Source organism: Martelella endophytica (assembly GCF_000960975.1).
In the GTDB taxonomy this organism is placed as follows: Bacteria; Pseudomonadota; Alphaproteobacteria; order Rhizobiales; family Rhizobiaceae; genus Martelella; species Martelella endophytica.
Window position 1 is genome coordinate 4,098,872 of record NZ_CP010803.1, and the last position, 18,922, is coordinate 4,117,793.

The window sequence follows — 18,922 nt, forward strand, 5'->3', positions numbered from 1 at the left end:
TTTTCTCGAGGTGGCGACCAAACAGGGAAACCGGCGCAATGTTCCTGAATTATTTGGCCCTATTGCGTTTCGCCGAGCTCCTCGAGCAGCAACTGGCGGGCCCGGTTGATGCGGCTCTTGACGGTACCGATGGCGCAGCCGCAAATCTCGGCGGCGTCGATATAGCTTTCGCCAAGTACCATCACCAGGATGAACATTTCGCGGTAGTGCGGGGGAATGCGCGAGAGCGCATCCATCAGTTCCTGACCGCGCATCGACCAGTCCTGCGTCGCATCATGCTGCGGCAAACCGGCAACGCAGTCCTCCGCCCCGGGCGCCTCGCGGTTCCTGGCCTTGATCTGGGTGTAGAAGGTGTTGCGCATGATCGTGAACAGCCACGACTTCAGCCGCGTTCCGGGCTTGAACTTGTCGAGGTTGGCGATGCCCTTCAGCATCGTCTCCTGAACCAGATCATCGGCATCGTTCGGATTTCGGCAGAAGGTCCGGGCAAAGGCCCGCAGCGCAGGGATGAGATCGACAATCTCCTGGTGTTGCTGGCGCGTCAAATCTTTATCGTGCTGGTTCATCGCCAACTCCCTGGATACCTGTGATCCTCGGAGAGCAACGAACCAGGTAGCGCTGTGGTTCCTTACTTTCTGGCTGAACGTCGTTTGGCGCTCTTCCTGAACGTGAAATGGCGGTCGAGGCCGCCATTCTTTTCGCATGGTCCGGAAGGCCCGATCAACCGCCGCCGGTGACCGGGAGCACTTCACCGGTGATGTAGCTCGCCGTGTGCGACGATGCGAGAAAGACATAGGCCGGGGCCAGTTCCTCCGGTTGCGCCGGCCGTTTCATCGGTACCGATCCGCCGAACTGCGCGATGTCTTCCGCTTCCCGATCCGAGGGGTTGAGCGGCGTCCAGACCGGGCCAGGCGCGACGGCGTTGACCCTGATGCCGCGCGCGATCAGGCTGGATGCGAGCGAGCGGGTGAAGGCGTGTATGCCGCCCTTGGTGATCGAATAGTCGAGCAGCTGCGCCTTGCCGTGCAGGCCGACGACCGAACCGCTGTTCACAATCGCCCCGCCCTCGCCCATCTGCGGCACAGCGGCCCTGCACATATTGTAGAGACCGTAGAGATTGGTTTTCATCGTCTGGTCGAAATGCTCTGCCGAAAGGTCTTCCAGCTCATTCGCGTGGACCTGAAAACCTGCATTGTTGACCAGAATATCGAGCTTGCCGAGCGTGGTCACAGCCTCATCGACAAGGCTGCGGCAATAGTCGAGGTCGGCGATATCGCCGCGGCTCAGGATACAGCGGCGCCCTTCCGCCTCGACCGCACGCTTGGTCTCCTCGGCATCGGTATCTTCGGAGAGATAGGAGACGACGATATCCGCGCCTTCGCGGGCATAAAGGATCGCGACGGCGCGCCCGATGCCGGAATCAGCACCCGTGATGATCGCTACCTTGTCCTTGAGTTTTTCGGAGCCCTTGTAATACGGCGCGTCGTACATCGGGCGCGGCTCCAGCTCATGCTCCTGACCAGGTTTTGGCAGGCTCTGCTCGGGTAGCGGCGGCTCCGGATAGTTTCGGGCGCCTGCCTGCATAGCGCCACTGTTGCCCGATGACGTTCCACGCTGGTCGCGCTCGTGGATTTCCTCCTGGATATCGCGCTGGTGATCCGCGGTCCGTTCGCTCGGTTGCTCGTTTGTCATCTCTGGTCCTTTCGCTGGTGTCGATCTGGAGTGGTGCTGTTCGGCTCGTCGCCTTCCTCGTCGTAGAGACGCTCGATGGAGGCGTCGCTTTCCGCCCGTTCCCGGCGCGAATAACGGCGTTCGCGGTACTTGCCATAGGCGATGGCGCCTCCAAGCAGCACCGGGCCGACGGCAACCGCGAAAAGCCAGAGGGCTACGGAGAGAGACATTGGCTTTCCTTTCGGTCGTGATCGCCCCCGAACAGGAAGAAGGCGTCGATGTTCCCGTTCGCGGCCGACAAAAATCCGGGAACAACCTTCGTTCAGATCAGTTCTGCGGCACCTCAGTTGAAAGAAAGGAAAGAATATGGCCCCGTCCTTCCGTCGCTATTCAAAGGAAGCCGCAACCCGCGACACTGTTCTCCTGCGCGTCATCCAGCGCGGCGATCGCCCCGTCGGCTTTGTCGATTCGATCGACTTTGGCAACGAGGACACGCCCTACTACCCGACCGAGGAACTCCCCATGCCCGACGCCATCCGCCTAGCGGAGAACCGCAACGACACCGGCGGACCGATCATGGTCGAACTTGAGGAAGATGCCGAATGGAACCCGGAATGGGGCACGCTGGAATGAACGGGCTGCCGAAGCCATCGGTCCTCGAGGACAAGACCCTGTCGCTGCTGCGGGAGGGCTATCTCTTCCTGCCGCAGCGGCTTGCGCAACGCGAGCCGCCGATCTGGCGCACGCGGCTGATGCTGCGCGATGTCGTCTGCCTCGCCGGTCCCGAAGCCGCAGAGCTATTCTATGCCGGCGACACCGTCACCCGCCGTGGTGCAATGCCGGGTACGACGCTGCGACTGCTTCAGGACAAGCACAGCGTTCAGCAGCTCGACGGAACGGCCCACCGCAGGCGCAAGGCGATGTTTGTCCGCATGCTGGTCGATCATCCCACGAGCGTCGATGACCTCTTGCTCCGGTTCAGGGACGCCTGGATTCGGAGGCTGCCGCAGTGGGAACAGCGGGGTCAAGTGAGGCTTTCCGAGGTCGCGGAGACTACACTCACCGAGGCGGCCCTCTCATGGGCAGGGCTGCCCGCCACCCGTCATGCCGTGATGCGCGACGCGCGAGCGCTTTCCGGCATGGTTGCCAATGCGGGACGCTTTGGCCCGCAAACCGCGCTGGCGCTGCTGCGCCGCAGCCGGATGGAAAAGCGTTTACGGGGAGAAATAACGGCCCTGCGGGCCGGTAGGCGGGCGGTCCGCGAGGGCGCGCCGATCGCAGACATCGCCAGTCATCGTGACTGCGACGGCCGGGAGCTGCCCGCCTCCGTCGCTGCGGTCGAATTGCTGAATGTCGTGCGGCCGATCGTAGCCGTCGCCCGCTATGTCACCTTTGCCGGGCTGATGCTGCATCACAAGCCCGCCTGGCGCGAGCGTTTTGCCGATGGTAGCCGCGAGGGCCTCTCCCAGTTTGCCGAAGAGGTGCGGCGCTTTTCACCTTTCTTTCCCTTCATCGGCGGCGTCCTGACGCGTGAGGCCGAGATTTACGGCCATCGCCTCGAGCGAGGCCAATGGTTGCTGTTCGACCTCTACGGAACTTGCCACGATCCACGCTGGTTCAGCGAACCGCAGGACTTCCGTCCCGAGCGTGACCTGTCCTGGCAGAAGGACAAGAGCCGCTTTGTGCCTCAGGGCGGCGGTGACGCCACCCAATCGCATCGCTGTCCCGGTGAGAAGGTCACGGTTGCGCTGATTGCCGAAGCGGTGCGACTGATGACGCATGAGATGACCTTTGACGTCCCCGCGCAAAACCTCGAAGTTCCACTCGCAACCGTGCCGACCGGCCCCGCGAGCGGCCTCCTTCTCGACAATATCCGCAGGCGCTGAACACCCTATTCTGCGGCGAGACCGTTTGCCTCGATGCCGGGACTTCCAGAAACAAATTTCAGGTCGTCCGTGGAATGTCCCCCGAACAGCCCCGCTTCCAGTGCGGCCGCGATGAAGGCCTCGCGTGCAAGCGCGAGCCAGCCCGGCCCCGCGAGTGCGAGATCGCAATAGGTCACAGCCGTGGCGTAGTGCGGGCCCGCCCTCCAGGGCCAATGCCCCGACAACAGGCTCCTGGCCTCCGCCGGCCCGGTGACGGCAAGCGGATGTCCGTCGCCAAACCTTAGGTAGACCGGCGCGATCCATTGGGCGAAAATGCCTGACATGCTCTGATCCTCCATCTGAACGCTTCCGCGTCCGCTAGTCCTTGCGTTTTGTCTTCGGGGCGTCGGTCAGGTCGCGCTTGCGCGGATCCTTGAGATTTTCCCGCATAGCATCGCGATCCTTTTCGGGATCGTCCTTTGCGGGCCGATAAGCGCTCGGGCGGCTTTCCTCTGGCCCCTCCCAGCGCGGCCGTTCATCGCTTGTGCCCGGACGGGCGGCGGATGGCTTCCTGTTCATGACACATGCCTCCTGTTTTCCGATCCGATGCGAACCATGGACGGAGCAATTTGTTCCTGTCAGTTTTTCTGGAACAATAAATCGGGGTCATTGTTTGTGGGTCGCGGCACCCGACAGCAGAGTGATGGTTGCCTGAGCGGATGTGATCAGCGCAACGCTCCCACAGAAAAGTGAACGGGGCTTGGAAACCGACTTCGGTTGAAAGCGCTGTCGGTCGTTGTGCCCTGAAACTGGGCTACGACGGATCTTCCTTCGCAAGCAGGCAAACCGAAAAGGTCCCCAAAAGGCCAAAATGTGGCACTTCCGTACTATCGAAGGTTTGATTCGGGGGGCAGATCGTGCAAAGAACCTGATCCGATCGGACTTCAACAGCGTAAGGTCGGATAACGTCAAAAAATACGAAGAAGACAGGACAGGGCACTATAATGGCGGAAGACGGTAACAATAGCCTTGGTGCGGCGAAAGATCCGGAATCCAAGCTGGACCGCAAGACGACCGAGTTGCTTTCCCAGATCAAGCAGGAACCGATCCCCGATCGGCTGCTGGAGCTTGCCATGAAATTGCAGCAAGCGCTGAACGAGCGGGAAACCAAGCCGTCCTGACTTCAATTGCCGCTCTTCGTCACTGGCCAAAAAAACGCCGTGCGAACCCGCACGGCGTTTCTGTATCGAAGTCTTTTTGCGTTTACCGCATCATGAACTCATCCGGATTGTCGCCGAAGGCGTTGGCATCATATTCCGGCTGATCCTCAAGCTGAGACTCCGTGAACTGCGTGAAGACCGCGAAATCGTCACCATCGCGGCGCACCGTCAGGTTTTCCGATGACATGGCGACCTCTTTTTCGCCAAGACCGAGAAAGCCCCCGACATCCACGATGAATGCCTGGACTTCGCCTTCCGGCTTCAGGATAACATCCCCAATATCCCCGATCTCATCGCCATTTTCGCCATAGACCACAGCGCCAATCAGGTCGTCGGCCCTGAGGCTCTCATTGGATACCTGCTCCATGTCGCGCCACGCCATGCCGGCGCTGGAATCGGTCATGGTATTATAGCCGATGTCGCCTGCCCCTTCCGGCGCGGTGCTGCTGCCCTCGCCCGCCATGCGGTCGGTCGGAGTCGTCGGGGCGGTCTCGCCATCAGGATAGCGATCGCTGCGATCGGCAGCCATGTCCTCATTGTCGGAAATATCGGTCCGCATATCGGCGGAAGGTGTGACCGCCCGATAGTCGAAATCCGGAGCGTTTTCCAGTTCCTCACGGCTCGTGGCGAGCGTCAGATGCAGCATGTTTTGATCGTCGCGGGTCTGCCCGACCTTCGCAAATGGTACCGCCACGTTCTTCTCGGCAATCCCTAGAAAGCCGCCGACGCCGATGATCAGGCCAGCGATCTCGCCGTCCTCATCAACAAGCAGGTCATCGACATCGCCGACGGCATCAGCATCCTCATCCTGCGACGTATAGACCGTGGCCCCCAGCAGTTCCGAACCCAGAAGCTGATTCGGGGACGTCTCGACCGTCGACATGTCCATGGTCTTCATGGTGTCGGCCTGCGTTGTCGTCTCGTTTGCGGGCTGATCCTGCGCATAGACACTGCCGGCAAGCAGTGCGCAGGCCGCTACGGTCGTCGTAAATCTGGTGACAGACATATCAATCCCTCTCTGTTGTTGCACATGTCCGCGAACGGGAGCGAGAGCCCGAGAGGCTCGCTCCGTTCGCTGCCCCCTGCCAACTGTGAGGCGCCGGCGATGTTCCAGCCGAGGCCGGAAAACCAGGAATTTCTGCCTCCGTGCTTGGCAGGCGCGTGCGCAGGACGGCACGGGAACAAAACCGGTGCGACCCGGTTCGGGCGAAAACACGTATCCAACGACGGAGATTGGACCTTGGCTAGAGATAGAAAAACGACCGACCGTTCTTCGGCGCGACCGGAATTTCCGGAGGAACAGGCGAAGCAGGGAACAACGGTGCTCAGGACACGGTTTGCGCGGCTCGTCTTCATCGGCGGGCTCGTCCTGATCATCCTCCTTGCCTTTTCGACGATGTTCTATCCTTGGCGTAAGGACACGGACGCGGCGAACCCGACGATCACCACGCCCGGCTAACCGGGTGGCACGAGGAAACGGATCGCCGCCGACCGCGTTATTCAGAAAAGCGAGAGAGAGGAGTGCGCAATGGAAAAGGAACTTCCCCCTAAGAAGGCGAGACAGGGGCGCCGATCCCCCCGCGCCTTCGTCATTCTTGCGATCTCGATTGCGCTGGCGCTGGTCGCCTGGGCAGCCGTCGAGCTTTTCTACAATGTCGCAATGGAACCGGAAGGCGCCGATCAGAACGCCGACGCTCCGGCAGTCGAGCGGCCTTCGTCCCCGTCCGAGGACCGGGCGCTGCCGCCGGCCAATGAGTAACAAGGGCCGACGGCCTCAGCCTGATCAGGACTTGTGATCCGGCTTTCGCTTGCGCTTTCCGGAGGCCATGTCGTCGAGTTCCTTCTCCGACATGGACTTCTCCATCTGGCGAGCCGGCCCCTTGAGATCGCTTTTCTTCTGCTCGCCACGCTTGGCGGCGAGTGCAGCACCGGCGGCTTTCTGCTGGGATTTCGATTGTGCAGGCATGATCATCGTTCTCCAACTGTTGGACATGCCCCCGAACAGCGAAAGCCATCCCATGTTCCAGTCGCGAACAAAAATCCGTTTCAGGCGTTTGGCAGGACGATCCAGCATCAACGATGCCCAAAAGGAAATCATCATGACCAACAATTCTGAGAGCAATCAACCCGACATAGTACACTCCCCTGTTGGCGCAGAAGCAGATGTCGAAAGCGTCGCAGAAGAGATTACCTCGCGTCAGATCTCGGCGCAGACGTATGGCGGCGATCCTGTAGAGGAACGCAAGCAGCGCCTAAAGGACATTATTGCGGAGTTGGAAACCCGGACACAGGCCAGCGAGCGCGGAGAGGATCTTAAGCCATTGCTCGAGGAAGCACGATCTTCCCTTGAAATCGTCGAAACACAATCCGCGCGTGGCGAGCGTTGAAGCCTCCCGTCAATTGGCCCGTCGCTAGAAACCTATCCAACATCTTCTTCGGTAGGGTTTTCAGCCGGGCTGTCGCTCGACCGACCGGTGACGGTGCCCTGACCTCTGTATGAACTGCGACCGGGCAAACAGCCAAGGCCGTTATCCCAGGCGCGATGCAAGTTGATTAGCTAGAGGAGATGGAACGATGTTTGACAGGCCTGTGGTCAGACATGACAGAGAAGTCCCTGAAGAAGTCGTTGAAGTCGGCAATAAGAAGCGGGCCAGATTCCGGATGTTATTTTCGGCTGATCGTACGGAGACCCACAGCCTGACCTGCGGCATCGCCAACCTTGACCGTGATAATCCCTTGCCTCTGCACCGGCATGCACACGCGGAAATTTACATAGGACTGTCGGGAGAGGCGGAGGTCAAGGTCAAGGGGCAGAGCTTCCGCCTCTCTGAAGGGACCGCTGTGTTCATACCTGGAAACCTTGAGCACGCCGTGCATAGCGGGTCGAACGCCAAGCTGCTCTTCATGTTTTCGGCCGACAGCTATCAGGACGTCCACTACGTCTATCTGGACGATGATTGAAAAGAACATCAGTGAGACTCACGCCTTATTGTCACGGGAGCTGATACATTTGACCCACAGTTCAACCCAGCCCTAAACTTTAGCCTCGACTTTAGGCTTTGAATTTAGCCTCAGACTGGGCAACCCGCGCGGTGCCAAATACCCGCAAGGGCAAGGGGCTGAGGAAGGACCCACCGTTTTGTTGGAGGCTGGCGGACCCGGTAAACCAAAGGGCGGACCGCCGAAACGATCCGCCCCTCTACACCCGTCCCAGGCACTCAGTCAGAAGCTCTGATTCTGCACGCCGGGAACGCGATGATTTAACAACGCATCAATGACGCCGACAATCCGGCCACTCGGCTACACCTTGCTGACACAAGCCAACGGCACGATCATCGGCGTCATCCGCCCGAACAGATCGACCTCGATCACGACATCACCCTTGCCCGTGGTGTTGGGCGTCACCACCGTCCCGACCTGCCCGGCAAAAATCCCGTCCTCGACGGTCACCCTGTCACCGGCAACGACCTGCACATCGCTTTGCCGCTCATAATCGAAAGCGCCATTGTCCGCCTTGCGCATCAGGGCTGAGATGGCATCGGCCTTGAGCGCATAGGGTGTTTCCCATCCGCCGAGGATCGCCGTCACATGCTCCTGCCTCAGCAATCCTCTCAGTGCCTTCGCCGTGCTGACGAAGCGGACGAGGACATAGCCGGTCATCAGCACCTCGTCCTGCGGCGGCAGCAGCTTTCCACGTCGCTTGCGCCGCTTGCCCCGGCGCATCGGCACCAGCGCCTCTGCCCCGATCGCCTTCAGGGCTGTCTCCGTCTCCTGCTCATGGCCCGGATGAACAACGGCCACATACCAGCTGGCCGTGTCGCTTTCGGTGTCGGAGGCTAGCGCCCCCTGCTCGTCCCGCCGCATCCGCCGGAGCGCATCATCCCGCTCCAGCTTTCGCAGACTGCGTTCACCGAGTTCCGCTTCCATGCTGCTCGTCATTGTGATCCTTGCCGTTGCTGCTGCCGTCATCTCCGCCACCGTCCCCACTATCGTCATTGTGCTGCCGCCTCGCTCTGTCCGATCCGCTGTAACCTGTCGAAGAAGCCGTTGAGCGCCGTTGCCGGCGTGCCGTCATCAAGCGGCGGGAAGTAAATCCATTCCGCCCTGCCCGTATCTGAAAGCCACGGATACCCCCGGGCCTTATGCTCCTGCTCCCATGCCAGCCAGAGATCGTTTCCAACCTTCACCGGCTCGAAGTCAGAGCCGAGCAGCACCGTTTCTGGCGAGACCCGGACACCCCGGCCCGGATAACGCACCGCCTGGTCATGCATCGCATTCACCGACGGCCAGCCCATCTTCTGCATCCGCTCATGCTGGAGGGCGTTGCGGTCCGTTCTGCCTGCCGCGATCTCATGCTCCTGGAACCGGGTGAGCGGCGGTAGCGGTGTGCAGGGCTCTGCTAGCCGGATGAAGCGTTCGGCCATCCAGGCCTTGCCGAAGGTTGCGGCCATGGCAGGGCCGGTGGCCGGGGCTTCCATGCCTTCAGGCACATCCTGCCAGCGCTTGTCCCGGAGATAGGTGCTGGCAGCAAACTTCACCGCCCTGCCCTTCATTGCGGCAAGGGTGAGGAAAGCCGGAAGCAGGCTCGATGCCCTCTCCCGGTCTTCTGCCGTCAGTCCCTGCCATTCGACAAAGGCCCGCTCGTCGCTGTCATCGCCGAAGGTCGGCCATTGCCGGTAGAACTTCAGGAAGCTCTTTCTGAGTGTCCTGCGGTCTTCGCTGTCAGTGGCGGTCATCGTGGCCTCCTGTGGTTCGGTGAGCCGCGGCTCCGGCGATCAGGGCCTTGACGGCTGCGACCTTCTCCCGACGACGCTGCTTCTCCTCCGGTGAGAGCGATGCGGAAAGCCGCCGGCGTTCTTCGATGCCACTCACCCGCTCGCGCTCGATCCGAAGCATCTCCCGGTCATGGCGGGCGGCGTCATCGACAAGGACGGAGAGTTCGGCCGGCTTCGGCAGGAACGAGCGGAAGCGCTCATAGCGGCCAAGCCTGAGGTTCTCGAACACCCGGCGCATGGCACCGACGGGTTTGTCCCTCAGCACGTCCGCATAAAGCTCCGGCGCCATCTCCGGATCGATGCTGTCGGGGAGGATGAAGCCGTATTGCATCAGCTTCGCCAGCATCAGATCGGAGCGGTGTGCACCTGCCGGTTCAAGTGCGGCTCTCAACCGTCCAGTCAGTTCTGTCGATGTCGATGATGTCTGCATCTCGTTTGCCATTGTTCTGCCCTGTGCGTTTGTCGAAGGATGCCTGCGCCCGCCTGTGGTGTTCACGCAGATGATCGGCGCGTGATGGCGGCCATGGCGGTGATCTGGCCGATGATGCGGCGGGCGACGTCGCAGGCTGCACGGCCGGCCTGTCGGTCCAGCGATCCTGATTGAGCCATGTCGAGAGGTTGCACCACGGCCGATCGTCGGTCTTGGCGACGTAGCGCTTCAGACCGGCGATGATCGTGTCGAAGTCGGCCCGCTGCCGTGCCGAGGCCCATGCCTTCAGCGCGGTCTTGCGGGCAACCTTCTGCGGATAGATCGGCCAGACAGCGTCGTCGAACTCCGCCGTCAGGCCGGTGATATCGCCACCGTGACGACGCGACCGGCGCTTGGCGGTGCTGACGGCATCGCCTGTTTCCCCTGCCCCTGCCGGTTCGGCTCCGAGGTCTGCCCCGGAACCGGTGCTGAGACCGGTATCCGGTTCTGCTGCAAACAGACCCGCTTCAGCCCCGACGGGGGGATCTTTCTTTTGGGCCCCTTTAGGGGCCTTTTCTTTCAGGGGGGAATTTTTCTGATAGGGGGTTTGGGGGGAAGTGTCTTTTGCCGGGTCGGCGCAAACGCCGCTGACCGTCTTAAATTCAGACGCAGGCGTCTTAAAACCGTCTGACACCGTCTTAATTTCGCTGTCAGGCGTCTTAAAGTCGCCCTCACCCGTCTTAATCCCGTCTGAAAGCGTCTTAACGGCGTCTGAATCCGTCTGATCAAGACGCTTCGCAGATGCCTTGCGCCGCTCATAGTATCGACGGTTGCGCGCACGCCGGGACGCACCGGCACCTTCGTTGGTACCGGTGTCGTCATCCGCCTCGCCGGTGGCCGGCACGAACACAGGTTCGCGCTCGGCCAGCGCTGCAGCCGTGCGGCCGATCAGATCGGCATCAACGCCTGCACGCACCAGATCGGCTATGAGGGCGGCAACCGGGGTCATCAGCCGAGTTCCCGCTCGATCCGCTTGCCGATGCGGGCAATCTCGTCGGCCTTGCCGGAAAGATCCAGGGCCAGCTTCAAGAGCCGGTCATGTTCCTCGCAGTGCGCCTTGCGGGCCGCCATGAAGCCGGCATGGAGACGGTCAAAACCTTCTTTCTCGGCGGTGTATTCGTCCAGCAGCGGATTGCTGCCCTCCGGCCCGAAGAAGGCCTCGCGGACGTCGCTCACCCAGGCCCGCGGAACATTCAGGTCCCGGGCGAGCGTGGCATCGGTCCAGGATCCGCGATAGCCGCGGTCGCCATAGACGTCATCCAGCTTCTCGGTGATGATCCGCCGGTCTTCCCGGTCCATCGCCGGTGGCGGGTCTGCCTGCGGCGCGGTGGTGGCCTCTGAGGATACCGGGGCTGCTGTGAGGGCTGTTGTTGCCTTCACGGCGAAGGCCTTCGTTGCAGCCTTTCGCGGCTTTGCGGTTGCCATGTCCTGTCCTTTCGTTTGGGTTCGGGTGTTTCGGCGGCAGGCCGGGCACCGGTCGTCTGCCGGTGTGGCTCCGACCTTCCAGCCGCCGGTGCGGAAGTGGTCCGTGATGGCCTCGGCTGGTGCCTGCCGCAGCGTGGCGGTGAGGATCGCGTAGCCGCTCGCCTCGCAGCAGCCGCAGACGATCCGCAGGGCTGCAGCCATGCTGCTGCCGTGCGCGACGGTGGTGCGCTCGAAGTGGCGAAGCGGAGGTGAGGCGATCACCATGCCGGCGTCCTCCTCTCGTAAGGGCGGTACATCAGCTTCTGGTGTTCCGGGCAGTAGGCAGCGCCTTCTGCCACCGGTCTGCCACAGCAGGGTGCATCCGGGCCGAGCCGTTCGCCGCCCGGGGTCAGCACCAGTCGGCAGCGGAATTCGCCGCAGTCGATGAACGGCACGGTGGGACTGCCCGGGAGCTGCATGTGCTGCGTGTCATAGGCCTCGATCGGCACCTGCCTGCGGATCGGTGCATCGATGGCAGTTGTTGGTGCAGGCTTCTTCTTCCGCTTCGCCAGCAGCCTTGCCGCCTTCGCCTTGCGCTCGGCCTCGATGGCGGCTGCCTTCTCCGCTTCGGTCTTCCTCTCCCTGACGGGAAACAGGTCCGGATTGCGGCGGGCAATGCCGGCAACGACCATGCGCGAGACACCCCACGCTTTGGCAATCGCCGTCAGCGCCTTGCCATCACGGCGCATCGCGGCCATCGCCTCGATCTCCTGACGGTCCCAGTGCTTCATGCTGCACCAGCCTTCCGATCGACCGTCAGGCCGGATCCGTCCGCCAGAAAGTGTTCACGCGGCCGCCAGTCGGTACCGCTTTCGATCACCCTGCGGATGGCCGCGTCTTCGGCCTCCTCCTGTGCATCGGCACAGGGCGCCTCGATCATCGGATGATCGCTCCAGCCGCAGCGGCAAAAGCTGAACCCTGCCACCGAGACGAGATGGCAGGAGATGCGGGGCGAAAGATCTGTGCCCGTCATCGGCCGGCTTTTCCGTCGATCACCGAAAGACCGCCGCCGGCAATCGCGCCGATCAGGCAGCGCTTCAGCCGATCCTCGCTGATTTCCTTGTCGGAGAGCTTCTGCAGGCAGAGCTGCGCCTCGGTCGGCGTCACATGACCGTCGGCCAGCGCCTCGAGGATCGTGCTCATCAGCTCGCCTTCGCTCGCCTGATCGCCCGCCATGCACTGGATCAGCGACAGTGCCGTCCTGCTGCGCTCATCCGATTCCGTCAGCCTGCGTCCGGCAGCGGCTGCCATGGCTTCGGTCACCAGCGGTGCATCGGTATCCTCTTCCAGGATCCTGACCACCGGGATCGGCATGATGTCGGTATCGCGCTTGCCGTTCCAGCGGCCGACGGCACTGGTCGAGCGGTTGGTGATCAGGGCAACGCGCTCGATCCCCCCTGCCCTTTTGATCAGGTCGCGCTGGGCGCAGCGGATGGTGAGGATGAACGGATCGATGGAGGGCTCTTCGGCCATGTCTCTCCCTTTCGAAAACAACAAAAGCCATGCGCGCCGGGAAAGGCCCGGCGTCGTTTCCCATGGCGGGACGGTGGATCGCGGTTTAGGGTCAGGTCAGTCGCAAGGAGCGCCTAGGCGGGTGCAGCCGGGAAGGGACAGCTTGACCTGCGCGAAAGGCAGAATGGGAAGACCGGGCAACAAACGCTGGGCCGCAATAGCGCGCAGCAATTACGAGAAAGAGCGACCAAGGTCTCCGGCCTTCCGCTTTCGTCGATGCACGGCTGGGGCTCGATGAAGAGGTCATCCAGGTCATTTGGAGACGTCCTCGGCTTGATCCGAAAATTCCATATCAGCCAGGGAGAGACGTCCCGCTGTGCTCTCGATTATCTTAAGTTTCCACCGAGCAGGTATGTTCGATCTCTCGAGCCATTTCCGACGAGCCCAATAGCCAACCCCACAGGCTTCGGCAGCCTCACAGATTTCGTTCCAGCGCGTTGGGGCATTTCGACAACTCATAGCGCATAAATCGGACATTTTGTCCAACCTGTCAACAGCGCAAATGTCCCAACACAGACTTATTGTCCAATGTTAAGATTGAGATATGAGCGAATCGGAAGAATTCATCTTCAACAACGAATATTGCGGCCGCGTGAAGCGCTTCCGTCAGGAAACCAACATGTCTGCAGCTCAGATGGCGACCCTGCTGTCAATTCCACCTGAACGTTATCGCAAGTACGAAAGCCGTAGCCCACTTCCGCCATATCTTGTCGGCAAATTCTGCCAGATTGTAGGCTGCGACCTGGAACACCTGCTGCTCGGAAAGCCTCGATCGCGCGTAAAGCCCATGATCGTGGCGCGTGGAGATGCCACACCTTCGCAAAAGAAGAAAACAGGCACCAGCGAATAGTCCAGCGGGCAACGGACCTCGTGAGGGCAACCGAATATCTCGCTTGACGTTGTTCAACTCCAGAAAACAACCTGCCGAACAACTCAAAGCAACATTCCCTTAGCATCCCTTAATCGAGACAGGCACAGCAGAGGCACCAAAGCCCCAGCTGCACGCATAACTCGTCACAAACCCCGGCATTAAACCTTCTGGTCCAAAACGTCCAGAACAAAATTTTGTCCATTTTGTCCAATTACTGTATTTAAATATTGGACATATTGTCCCATTTTCGCTTCAGAAATCGCTATTCCATTCAAACGGCAAGCAGGAAAATGGGAAGGACGCTGATGAAAGCCTCAGATCAGGACCACCTCTCGGAAATCAACTCCGCAATAGGTGGCAACGCTCTCGGTGATAGTCTCCGTTTGCTCCCGCCATCCCCTCACTTTGGCAGACTGCGTGTCAATCAGCGTTGTAATGGGACCCCATTTAGGCGTCCAAAAGGAACCCCTCCCTTGGGTTGCACTCGGCGATCAGCGCGCGCAGGCCCGGAGCCATCAATTTAGCGTAGAGGCTTGCGGGCGCGGGTTGTTTGGCTTCTTCGGCTTTAGCTTTGAGAACGGTTTCTGAAGCGCCAGGATTCGTTTCCGGTTTCGATGATCTCGCAGTGGTGCGTGAGCCGGTCGAGGAGCGCAGCGGTCATCTTTGCGTCGCCAAACACGGCTGGCCACTCGCCGAATGCAAGATTGGTGGTGACGATGATTGATGTGCGCTCGTAGAGCCTGCTGACCAGATGGAAGAGAAGCTGGCCACCAGCCTGGGCAAACGGAAGATACCCCAGTTCATCCATGATAACGAAGTCGAGTCTGGTGATGAAGTCGGCGAGCCGCCCTTGTTTGCCATTTCGTGCTTCTGTCTCGAGCTGATTGACGAGGTCGACAACATTGAAGAACCGTCCTCTTGCCCCGTTGCGGATCAGGGCGCGGGCAAGTGCGATCGACAAATGCGACTTTCCTGTTCCCGTTCCGCCGACCAGAACCAGGTTATGTTGCGGAGAGAGGAAGTCGCCTGTGGCGAGCTGGCGGACCAATCCTTCGTTGACCGGCGTATCCGAGAAGTCGAAGTCATCAATGTCCTTAGCCAGCGGCAACTTGGCGACGGTGAGCTGGTATTTGATGGAGCGCGCCTGCTTCTCGGCGATCTCAGACTGCAGCAGGTTACCCACGATGCGCGGCGGCTCATGCTGCCGCTTGATACCGGAGGCCATGATCTCGTCGTAGGCGCCACGCATACCGAACAGCTTCAGCGCACCCATCATGTCGAGGATTTGGGATCGTTCCATATCAGCTTGCCCTCCGGAGGCTATCGTAACGTGCGCAATCTGCCAGAGGCTCATGGGTCAGACGAAGGGCGTCGGGAATGGAGAGAATGGCGGGTGGCTGCGGATCACGATTGCGAGCCAGGATATTGATGATGATGGCGGCCGAGAACACGCCTTGATCGAGCGCTTCCTGGCAGGCCGCCTCGACAGCGGGAAGTCCGTCCAGCCCTACACATTCCAGGATCGACACCATCTGACGATCACCGTCAGCCATGGCCTTTAGCCGACGGCGCACCTTCTCCATGGCAGCCGGCAGAACCCAGTCATGGAAGGGCGCGCCGTTTCTGAGTGCTCCCGGCTTGCGGGTCAGGACCGGTACATAATGCCAGGGATTATAGATCGTCTCGCCGCGGCCGAAGCAGCGCTCATGCTGACCGATCTCGACGCCATCCTGGCGAATGACGATGTGCTCAGCGTATGCGTGGATCTCGGCCGGACGGCCCACAGCGGTCGACAGTACGGAATACTTGTTGTTGTCGAAGCGGACGAGGCAAGTCTTGCCGATCGCGGCCTGAACAGCATGGAAGCCATCGAACTTGCCCGGGTATCCGATCAGATTGGATCGCTCTTCCTCGAAGACGTCCCAGACCGTGCGCTGTGGCTGATCGACATGTTTGTGGGCACGGGCGTAATTGATGCATTTGTCCAGCAGCCACCCGTTCAGCTCCCCATAGGACTTGAAGCGTAGTCTTGGTGTGAAGAAGCGCTCCCTGACCAGGTTAACCTGGTTCTCGACCTGTCCCTTCTCCCAGCCGGACGCCGGCGTACAGGCCACTGGCTCGACAAGGAAATGACTGCACATCTGTGAGACAAACGGCGGTTGTATTGCCTTTCCTTGCCGACAAAGACCGTCTCCACCGCGGTCTTCATGTTGTCATAGATCCCGCGCGTACAAGCCCCGCCGAAGAAGGCGAATGCCCGGTCATGGGCGTCGAAGACCATCTCCTGTGTCTCTCGCGGATAGGCCCTTACATACATCATCCGGCTGTGGCAGAGCCGGACATGCGCCACCTTGATGGTTGTCGTCACGCCGTTCAGCACGACAATCTCGTGGCTCCAGTCGAACTGGTAGGCCTCACCGGGTGCGTAATAGAGCGGCACATAGGCTTCTGTCGAAACAGAACCGCGCTCCTTAGACCATTTGCGGGCATAACGCCGGACGGCATCGTAGCCGCCTTCGTAACCTTGATCGCGCAGATCTTCATATATCCGGATGAGCGTCAGCCGTTCGCGCGACGGCTTGGCATCATTGGCGAGCAGTATTCCATCGAGCTGGTCCTGCCACGGTCCAAGCTTCGGGCGAGGCTGCGTCGTGCGCTCATAGGAGAACGCTGTCTCACCACCGCGCAGAACCTTCCGTACCACTTTACGCGAAATGCCCAATTCCCGGCAGATCGCTTTGATCGGCATGCCTTGCGTCAGGGCAAGCCGGCGTATCTTCGCAATTGTTTCCACAACAAGCATCCAAATAAAAAGCCTCCGAGATAAACCGGAGGCTGTTGTAACCCCTGTGCCAGAAGGGGTCCCTTTTGGAAGCCGATCACCCCTCTAACGGGGTCCTTATTCCACGCCTAATCACAACCGTGCTATTTCATCGCTTCGTGCCTCCGATTTTCGGCGTTGGTTCGAGAAATGGCGTACCAAGGGTCATCGTCGCGCCTCAGGTGCGATCAAGTTATTACGGGTGATATTGTCCTATGGCGCAGGCGAAAGGCTTTCTGGCTGTGCCCAGGCCCGCGAAATCCTGGCGGTAATGCGCTTCGAGCAACCGAAAGGACGCAGTGTTGCAATGACATACGACCATTGCCTTGCGATTATCAGGGCAAGTGCTGCGATGGGTTGCCCGTCAATCGGCTTTGTTGAAGCGCTTAAATTCGAGACAGGGCTGCGACGGATCGATGTCATTGGGGAATGGATGCCGGGCGATGCTGGTCAGCCGTTCCACTGGCGCGGTCTCACCGCCGGTAACATATCGAAGGATCTGATCCTCACAATTGAGACAAGCAAAACACATGTCGGTGTAGTGCGCGACCTGACGGTGTTGCCGCTCGTAGTCGAAGCCATGAAGGCCTATGCGCTCCCTAAATTGGGGCCGGTCGTCATCAACGAGGAAACTGGAAAGCCCTATTATGACAACCGGTATACGAAAAGATTCGCACGGGTCCGGGAAACGGCGGGTGTTCCACAATATGTTTGGTCCATGGATTCGCGGGCTGGGGCAGTCACGGAGACCATTGCAGCAACCGGATCGATCGAGCGTGCACGAGATCTTGCCACGCACACTACCGCGAAGATGACAGAGAGGTACGCGAGGAGTAATGGCCTCGAGGAGGCTCGTCAGGTTGCCGAGGCCCGCGAAAAACTGCGCCAGTGTAACGCAGTGAAACGAGTGTAACGGCAACCACATAAGTTATTGAAAACGTTGGAGCGGGTAGCGGGAATCGAACCCGCGTATTCAGCTTGGAAGGCTGCTGCTCTACCATTGAGCTATACCCGCCCGGGTTCGTTCATCAGGTCAGGTGGTGGAGGAGGTTGGATTCGAACCAACGTAGACTAAGTCAACGGATTTACAGTCCGTCCGTTTTAACCACTCACGCACTCCTCCAGTACCAGCCTGGATCGCGGCTTTGCCGCCGATCGGTTCGGTGCGTCCCTCGCCGATCTGCGCCGCGTATATGACCGGCTGCTTCCGCTCTGTCAACACGGGTCACCGGAAAAAAATGACGAAAAAATAACAAGCCGCCGACAGTCCTGACGGGAATTCGAGATAAACCACGCGCGATCGGCCTAGCGAGAACGCTCTGCCAGCTTTATAAGACCCCATGAGCAAAAAACACGATTCCGACGGTGGCGGCAAAGACGCCCATTACGCCAAGCTGAGACGCGCCCACCGCGATGCCAAACGCGCCCGCGGCGAATTGCCGCCTGCACCGCGCCGACCCGGCGGCAAGGCGCCTGCCGGTCCGCTGCCCGTCAGCGACGACGAGGTGCTGCTTTACGGCCTGCACACGGTTCGCGCGGCGATCGAGAACCCGGAGCGCACGCTGATCGCGCTGAAGATCACCCAGAACGCGCTTGCCCGGCTGACCGACGGGCTGACGCTGCCGGAAGCGCTTCCCGTCGAGATCGTCCGCCCCAAGGACATCGATGACATTCTCGGCACGGACGCAATTCACCAGGGCGTGATGCTGACGGCAAAGGCGCTGCCTGTGCGCCGGCTCGATGCGCTTCAGGAAAGCCCGCTGCTTCTTGTGCTCGATCAGGTCACCGACCCGCACAATGTCGGCGCCATCCTGCGTTCGGCGGTGGCATTTTCGGCCGGCGCGGTGATCACCACCATGCGCCACAGCCCGGCGGAATCGGGCGTGCTCGCCAAGTCGGCCTCCGGTGCGCTGGAGCTGATCCCCTATATCCAGATCACCAATCTCGCCAATGCGCTCGACGAACTGCACCGTATGGGCTTCACCAGCATCGGTCTCGATTCGGAAGGTCCGGCTCCGCTCGAAGGCACGCTGAAGGGCGGCAAGGTCGCCCTCGTTCTCGGCGCCGAGGGCAAGGGACTGAGACAGAAGACCCGCGAGACCGTCACCGCGCTGGCACGGCTCGACATGCCGGGGCCGATCAAGTCGCTCAACGTCTCGAACGCCTCGGCCATCTCGCTTTACGCCGCTCGGCAATATCTCGCCGGCTCCAACCGGAGCTGATTTTTTCGACGCAGCACGAACATCTTGCCGCG

The 18,922-nt window shown here is 60.6% G+C and carries 26 protein-coding genes, 2 tRNA genes and 1 pseudogene; 10 read left to right on the forward strand and 19 right to left on the reverse strand.

Annotation, left to right across the window (positions count from 1 at the left end; genetic code table 11):
* Nucleotides 1-59: 59 nt before the first annotated feature.
* From TM49_RS18955 to TM49_RS18965, 3 genes are all read right to left on the reverse strand, one after another.
* A complete protein-coding gene (locus TM49_RS18955) occupies nt 60-566 on the reverse strand; it encodes a sigma-70 family RNA polymerase sigma factor (RefSeq protein WP_045683549.1) in 507 nt (168 codons plus the stop codon).
* Nucleotides 567-720: 154 nt separating this feature from the next.
* Nucleotides 721-1,692 (reverse strand): SDR family oxidoreductase, encoded by a 972-nt coding sequence (locus TM49_RS18960; protein WP_045683551.1) that lies wholly within the window; start codon nt 1,690-1,692, stop codon nt 721-723.
* A complete protein-coding gene (locus TM49_RS18965) occupies nt 1,689-1,901 on the reverse strand; it encodes a hypothetical protein (protein WP_045683553.1) in 213 nt (70 codons plus the stop codon). Before TM49_RS18965 ends, TM49_RS18960 begins: the two co-directional genes overlap by 4 nt.
* 136 nt (nt 1,902-2,037) lie before the next feature.
* Between TM49_RS18965 and TM49_RS18970 the strand changes: the two genes are divergently transcribed.
* On the forward strand, nt 2,038-2,304 hold the full coding sequence (locus TM49_RS18970; protein WP_045683554.1) for a hypothetical protein: 267 nt from the start codon (nt 2,038-2,040) through the stop codon (nt 2,302-2,304).
* Complete coding sequence (locus tag TM49_RS18975) at nt 2,301-3,557, forward strand: cytochrome P450 (RefSeq protein WP_052699942.1); 1,257 nt, start codon at nt 2,301-2,303, stop codon at nt 3,555-3,557. The genes TM49_RS18970 and TM49_RS18975 overlap by 4 nt, the downstream gene beginning before the upstream one ends.
* Nucleotides 3,558-3,562: 5 nt before the next feature.
* On the opposite strand, the gene TM49_RS18980 is transcribed toward TM49_RS18975, so the two are convergent.
* Nucleotides 3,563-3,880 (reverse strand): DUF982 domain-containing protein, encoded by a 318-nt coding sequence (locus tag TM49_RS18980; RefSeq protein ID WP_158498666.1) that lies wholly within the window; start codon nt 3,878-3,880, stop codon nt 3,563-3,565.
* A 34-nt stretch (nt 3,881-3,914) separates the two neighbouring features.
* The gene (locus TM49_RS18985) at nt 3,915-4,115 is read right to left on the reverse strand and encodes a hypothetical protein (RefSeq protein ID WP_045683559.1); all 201 of its coding nucleotides are present in this window, start codon (nt 4,113-4,115) and stop codon (nt 3,915-3,917) included.
* A gap of 425 nt (nt 4,116-4,540) precedes the next feature.
* Here TM49_RS18985 and TM49_RS23720 point away from each other — a divergent pair, with 425 nt between their 5' ends.
* Nucleotides 4,541-4,717, forward strand: coding sequence for a hypothetical protein (locus TM49_RS23720; protein ID WP_158498667.1), 177 nt, complete (start codon nt 4,541-4,543; stop codon nt 4,715-4,717).
* 82 nt (nt 4,718-4,799) lie between these two features.
* Here TM49_RS23720 and TM49_RS18990 read toward each other — a convergent pair whose 3' ends face one another.
* Nucleotides 4,800-5,762 (reverse strand): PRC-barrel domain-containing protein, encoded by a 963-nt coding sequence (locus TM49_RS18990; RefSeq protein WP_045683561.1) that lies wholly within the window; start codon nt 5,760-5,762, stop codon nt 4,800-4,802.
* A 234-nt stretch (nt 5,763-5,996) separates the two neighbouring features.
* Here TM49_RS18990 and TM49_RS23525 point away from each other — a divergent pair, with 234 nt between their 5' ends.
* Nucleotides 5,997-6,215 (forward strand): hypothetical protein, encoded by a 219-nt coding sequence (locus tag TM49_RS23525; protein WP_144409617.1) that lies wholly within the window; start codon nt 5,997-5,999, stop codon nt 6,213-6,215.
* Nucleotides 6,216-6,284: 69 nt separating this feature from the next.
* Entirely contained in the window at nt 6,285-6,515 is a 231-nt protein-coding gene (locus tag TM49_RS18995) for a hypothetical protein (RefSeq protein ID WP_045683563.1), read from the forward strand.
* 24 nt (nt 6,516-6,539) lie between these two features.
* Here the strand turns inward: TM49_RS18995 and TM49_RS19000 are convergent, their stop codons facing one another.
* Nucleotides 6,540-6,722: a DUF3008 family protein gene (locus TM49_RS19000; protein WP_045683564.1), complete on the reverse strand. Its 183-nt coding sequence runs from the start codon at nt 6,720-6,722 to the stop codon at nt 6,540-6,542.
* 133 nt (nt 6,723-6,855) lie between these two features.
* Here TM49_RS19000 and TM49_RS19005 point away from each other — a divergent pair, with 133 nt between their 5' ends.
* Both TM49_RS19005 and TM49_RS19010 read left to right on the forward strand, forming a co-directional pair.
* On the forward strand, nt 6,856-7,143 hold the full coding sequence (locus TM49_RS19005; RefSeq protein ID WP_144409618.1) for a hypothetical protein: 288 nt from the start codon (nt 6,856-6,858) through the stop codon (nt 7,141-7,143).
* Between the two features lie 187 nt (nt 7,144-7,330).
* Nucleotides 7,331-7,717, forward strand: coding sequence for a cupin domain-containing protein (locus TM49_RS19010; protein WP_052699943.1), 387 nt, complete (start codon nt 7,331-7,333; stop codon nt 7,715-7,717).
* Between the two features lie 339 nt (nt 7,718-8,056).
* On the opposite strand, the gene nusG is transcribed toward TM49_RS19010, so the two are convergent.
* From nusG to TM49_RS19050, 8 genes are read right to left on the reverse strand one after another with little or no spacing between them, the layout of a single operon-like run.
* The gene (nusG, locus tag TM49_RS19015) at nt 8,057-8,752 is read right to left on the reverse strand and encodes a transcription termination/antitermination protein NusG (RefSeq protein ID WP_082074817.1); all 696 of its coding nucleotides are present in this window, start codon (nt 8,750-8,752) and stop codon (nt 8,057-8,059) included.
* A complete protein-coding gene (locus TM49_RS19020) occupies nt 8,749-9,492 on the reverse strand; it encodes a hypothetical protein (protein ID WP_045683567.1) in 744 nt (247 codons plus the stop codon). The genes nusG and TM49_RS19020 overlap by 4 nt, the downstream gene beginning before the upstream one ends.
* Entirely contained in the window at nt 9,479-9,922 is a 444-nt protein-coding gene (locus TM49_RS19025) for a hypothetical protein (RefSeq protein WP_158498668.1), read from the reverse strand. Before TM49_RS19025 ends, TM49_RS19020 begins: the two co-directional genes overlap by 14 nt.
* Nucleotides 9,906-10,949: a prolipoprotein diacylglyceryl transferase gene (locus TM49_RS22770; protein ID WP_052699945.1), complete on the reverse strand. Its 1,044-nt coding sequence runs from the start codon at nt 10,947-10,949 to the stop codon at nt 9,906-9,908. Before TM49_RS22770 ends, TM49_RS19025 begins: the two co-directional genes overlap by 17 nt.
* Complete coding sequence (locus tag TM49_RS19035; RefSeq protein ID WP_045682098.1) at nt 10,949-11,689, reverse strand: hypothetical protein; 741 nt, start codon at nt 11,687-11,689, stop codon at nt 10,949-10,951. Before TM49_RS19035 ends, TM49_RS22770 begins: the two co-directional genes overlap by 1 nt.
* Nucleotides 11,683-12,195: a GcrA family cell cycle regulator gene (locus TM49_RS19040; RefSeq protein WP_045683571.1), complete on the reverse strand. Its 513-nt coding sequence runs from the start codon at nt 12,193-12,195 to the stop codon at nt 11,683-11,685. The genes TM49_RS19035 and TM49_RS19040 overlap by 7 nt, the downstream gene beginning before the upstream one ends.
* Nucleotides 12,192-12,437: a hypothetical protein gene (locus TM49_RS19045; protein ID WP_045683572.1), complete on the reverse strand. Its 246-nt coding sequence runs from the start codon at nt 12,435-12,437 to the stop codon at nt 12,192-12,194. Before TM49_RS19045 ends, TM49_RS19040 begins: the two co-directional genes overlap by 4 nt.
* Complete coding sequence (locus TM49_RS19050) at nt 12,434-12,937, reverse strand: hypothetical protein (RefSeq protein WP_045682092.1); 504 nt, start codon at nt 12,935-12,937, stop codon at nt 12,434-12,436. The genes TM49_RS19045 and TM49_RS19050 overlap by 4 nt, the downstream gene beginning before the upstream one ends.
* A gap of 583 nt (nt 12,938-13,520) precedes the next feature.
* On the opposite strand from TM49_RS19050, the gene TM49_RS19055 reads away from it, so the two are divergent.
* Nucleotides 13,521-13,826: a helix-turn-helix domain-containing protein gene (locus TM49_RS19055; RefSeq protein ID WP_045683574.1), complete on the forward strand. Its 306-nt coding sequence runs from the start codon at nt 13,521-13,523 to the stop codon at nt 13,824-13,826.
* 586 nt (nt 13,827-14,412) lie between these two features.
* On the opposite strand, the gene istB is transcribed toward TM49_RS19055, so the two are convergent.
* Both istB and istA read right to left on the reverse strand, forming a co-directional pair.
* Nucleotides 14,413-15,147 carry an IS21-like element helper ATPase IstB gene (istB, locus tag TM49_RS19060; protein WP_045681447.1) on the reverse strand — a complete coding sequence of 245 codons (735 nt, stop codon included), beginning with the start codon at nt 15,145-15,147 and terminating at the stop codon, nt 14,413-14,415.
* Nucleotides 15,044-16,650 (reverse strand): annotated as a pseudogene (istA, locus tag TM49_RS19065) (IS21 family transposase). The gene istB and the pseudogene istA overlap by 104 nt, the downstream one beginning before the upstream one ends.
* Before the next feature lie 325 nt (nt 16,651-16,975).
* On the opposite strand from istA, the gene TM49_RS19070 reads away from it, so the two are divergent.
* Nucleotides 16,976-17,581 carry a site-specific integrase gene (locus tag TM49_RS19070; protein WP_144409620.1) on the forward strand — a complete coding sequence of 202 codons (606 nt, stop codon included), beginning with the start codon at nt 16,976-16,978 and terminating at the stop codon, nt 17,579-17,581.
* A gap of 28 nt (nt 17,582-17,609) precedes the next feature.
* Here TM49_RS19070 and TM49_RS19075 read toward each other — a convergent pair.
* Nucleotides 17,610-17,683, reverse strand: a tRNA-Gly gene (locus tag TM49_RS19075).
* A gap of 23 nt (nt 17,684-17,706) precedes the next feature.
* Nucleotides 17,707-17,791, reverse strand: a tRNA-Tyr gene (locus TM49_RS19080).
* Nucleotides 17,792-18,008: 217 nt separating this feature from the next.
* On the opposite strand from TM49_RS19080, the gene TM49_RS19085 reads away from it, so the two are divergent.
* A complete protein-coding gene (locus TM49_RS19085; protein ID WP_045683578.1) occupies nt 18,009-18,890 on the forward strand; it encodes a TrmH family RNA methyltransferase in 882 nt (293 codons plus the stop codon).
* The last annotated feature ends 32 nt before the right edge of the window (nt 18,891-18,922 follow it).

Bases quoted from the DNA above. Each gene is read 5' to 3' on its own strand.
- TM49_RS19020 (WP_045683567.1), bottom strand. From the start codon at position 9,492: ATGACCGCCACTGACAGCGAAGACCGCAGGACACTCAGAAAGAGCTTC.
- TM49_RS19050 (WP_045682092.1), bottom strand. From the start codon at position 12,937: ATGGCCGAAGAGCCCTCCATCGATCCGTTCATCCTCACCATCCGCTGC.
- TM49_RS19085 (WP_045683578.1), top strand. From the start codon at position 18,009: ATGAGCAAAAAACACGATTCCGACGGTGGCGGCAAAGACGCCCATTAC.
- TM49_RS18985 (WP_045683559.1), bottom strand. From the start codon at position 4,115: ATGAACAGGAAGCCATCCGCCGCCCGTCCGGGCACAAGCGATGAACGG.
- TM49_RS22770 (WP_052699945.1), bottom strand. From the start codon at position 10,949: ATGACCCCGGTTGCCGCCCTCATAGCCGATCTGGTGCGTGCAGGCGTT.
- TM49_RS18975 (WP_052699942.1), top strand. From the start codon at position 2,301: ATGAACGGGCTGCCGAAGCCATCGGTCCTCGAGGACAAGACCCTGTCG.
- TM49_RS18995 (WP_045683563.1), top strand. From the start codon at position 6,285: ATGGAAAAGGAACTTCCCCCTAAGAAGGCGAGACAGGGGCGCCGATCC.
- TM49_RS19040 (WP_045683571.1), bottom strand. From the start codon at position 12,195: ATGAAGCACTGGGACCGTCAGGAGATCGAGGCGATGGCCGCGATGCGC.
- TM49_RS19070 (WP_144409620.1), top strand. From the start codon at position 16,976: ATGACATACGACCATTGCCTTGCGATTATCAGGGCAAGTGCTGCGATG.
- TM49_RS19005 (WP_144409618.1), top strand. From the start codon at position 6,856: ATGACCAACAATTCTGAGAGCAATCAACCCGACATAGTACACTCCCCT.
- nusG (WP_082074817.1), bottom strand. From the start codon at position 8,752: ATGACGATAGTGGGGACGGTGGCGGAGATGACGGCAGCAGCAACGGCA.
- TM49_RS19045 (WP_045683572.1), bottom strand. From the start codon at position 12,437: ATGACGGGCACAGATCTTTCGCCCCGCATCTCCTGCCATCTCGTCTCG.
- TM49_RS19010 (WP_052699943.1), top strand. From the start codon at position 7,331: ATGTTTGACAGGCCTGTGGTCAGACATGACAGAGAAGTCCCTGAAGAA.
- TM49_RS19035 (WP_045682098.1), bottom strand. From the start codon at position 11,689: ATGGTGATCGCCTCACCTCCGCTTCGCCACTTCGAGCGCACCACCGTC.
- TM49_RS19000 (WP_045683564.1), bottom strand. From the start codon at position 6,722: ATGCCTGCACAATCGAAATCCCAGCAGAAAGCCGCCGGTGCTGCACTC.
- TM49_RS23720 (WP_158498667.1), top strand. From the start codon at position 4,541: ATGGCGGAAGACGGTAACAATAGCCTTGGTGCGGCGAAAGATCCGGAA.
- TM49_RS18970 (WP_045683554.1), top strand. From the start codon at position 2,038: ATGGCCCCGTCCTTCCGTCGCTATTCAAAGGAAGCCGCAACCCGCGAC.
- TM49_RS18965 (WP_045683553.1), bottom strand. From the start codon at position 1,901: ATGTCTCTCTCCGTAGCCCTCTGGCTTTTCGCGGTTGCCGTCGGCCCG.
- TM49_RS18955 (WP_045683549.1), bottom strand. From the start codon at position 566: ATGAACCAGCACGATAAAGATTTGACGCGCCAGCAACACCAGGAGATT.
- TM49_RS18960 (WP_045683551.1), bottom strand. From the start codon at position 1,692: ATGACAAACGAGCAACCGAGCGAACGGACCGCGGATCACCAGCGCGAT.
- TM49_RS18980 (WP_158498666.1), bottom strand. From the start codon at position 3,880: ATGTCAGGCATTTTCGCCCAATGGATCGCGCCGGTCTACCTAAGGTTT.
- istB (WP_045681447.1), bottom strand. From the start codon at position 15,147: ATGGAACGATCCCAAATCCTCGACATGATGGGTGCGCTGAAGCTGTTC.
- TM49_RS18990 (WP_045683561.1), bottom strand. From the start codon at position 5,762: ATGTCTGTCACCAGATTTACGACGACCGTAGCGGCCTGCGCACTGCTT.
- TM49_RS19055 (WP_045683574.1), top strand. From the start codon at position 13,521: ATGAGCGAATCGGAAGAATTCATCTTCAACAACGAATATTGCGGCCGC.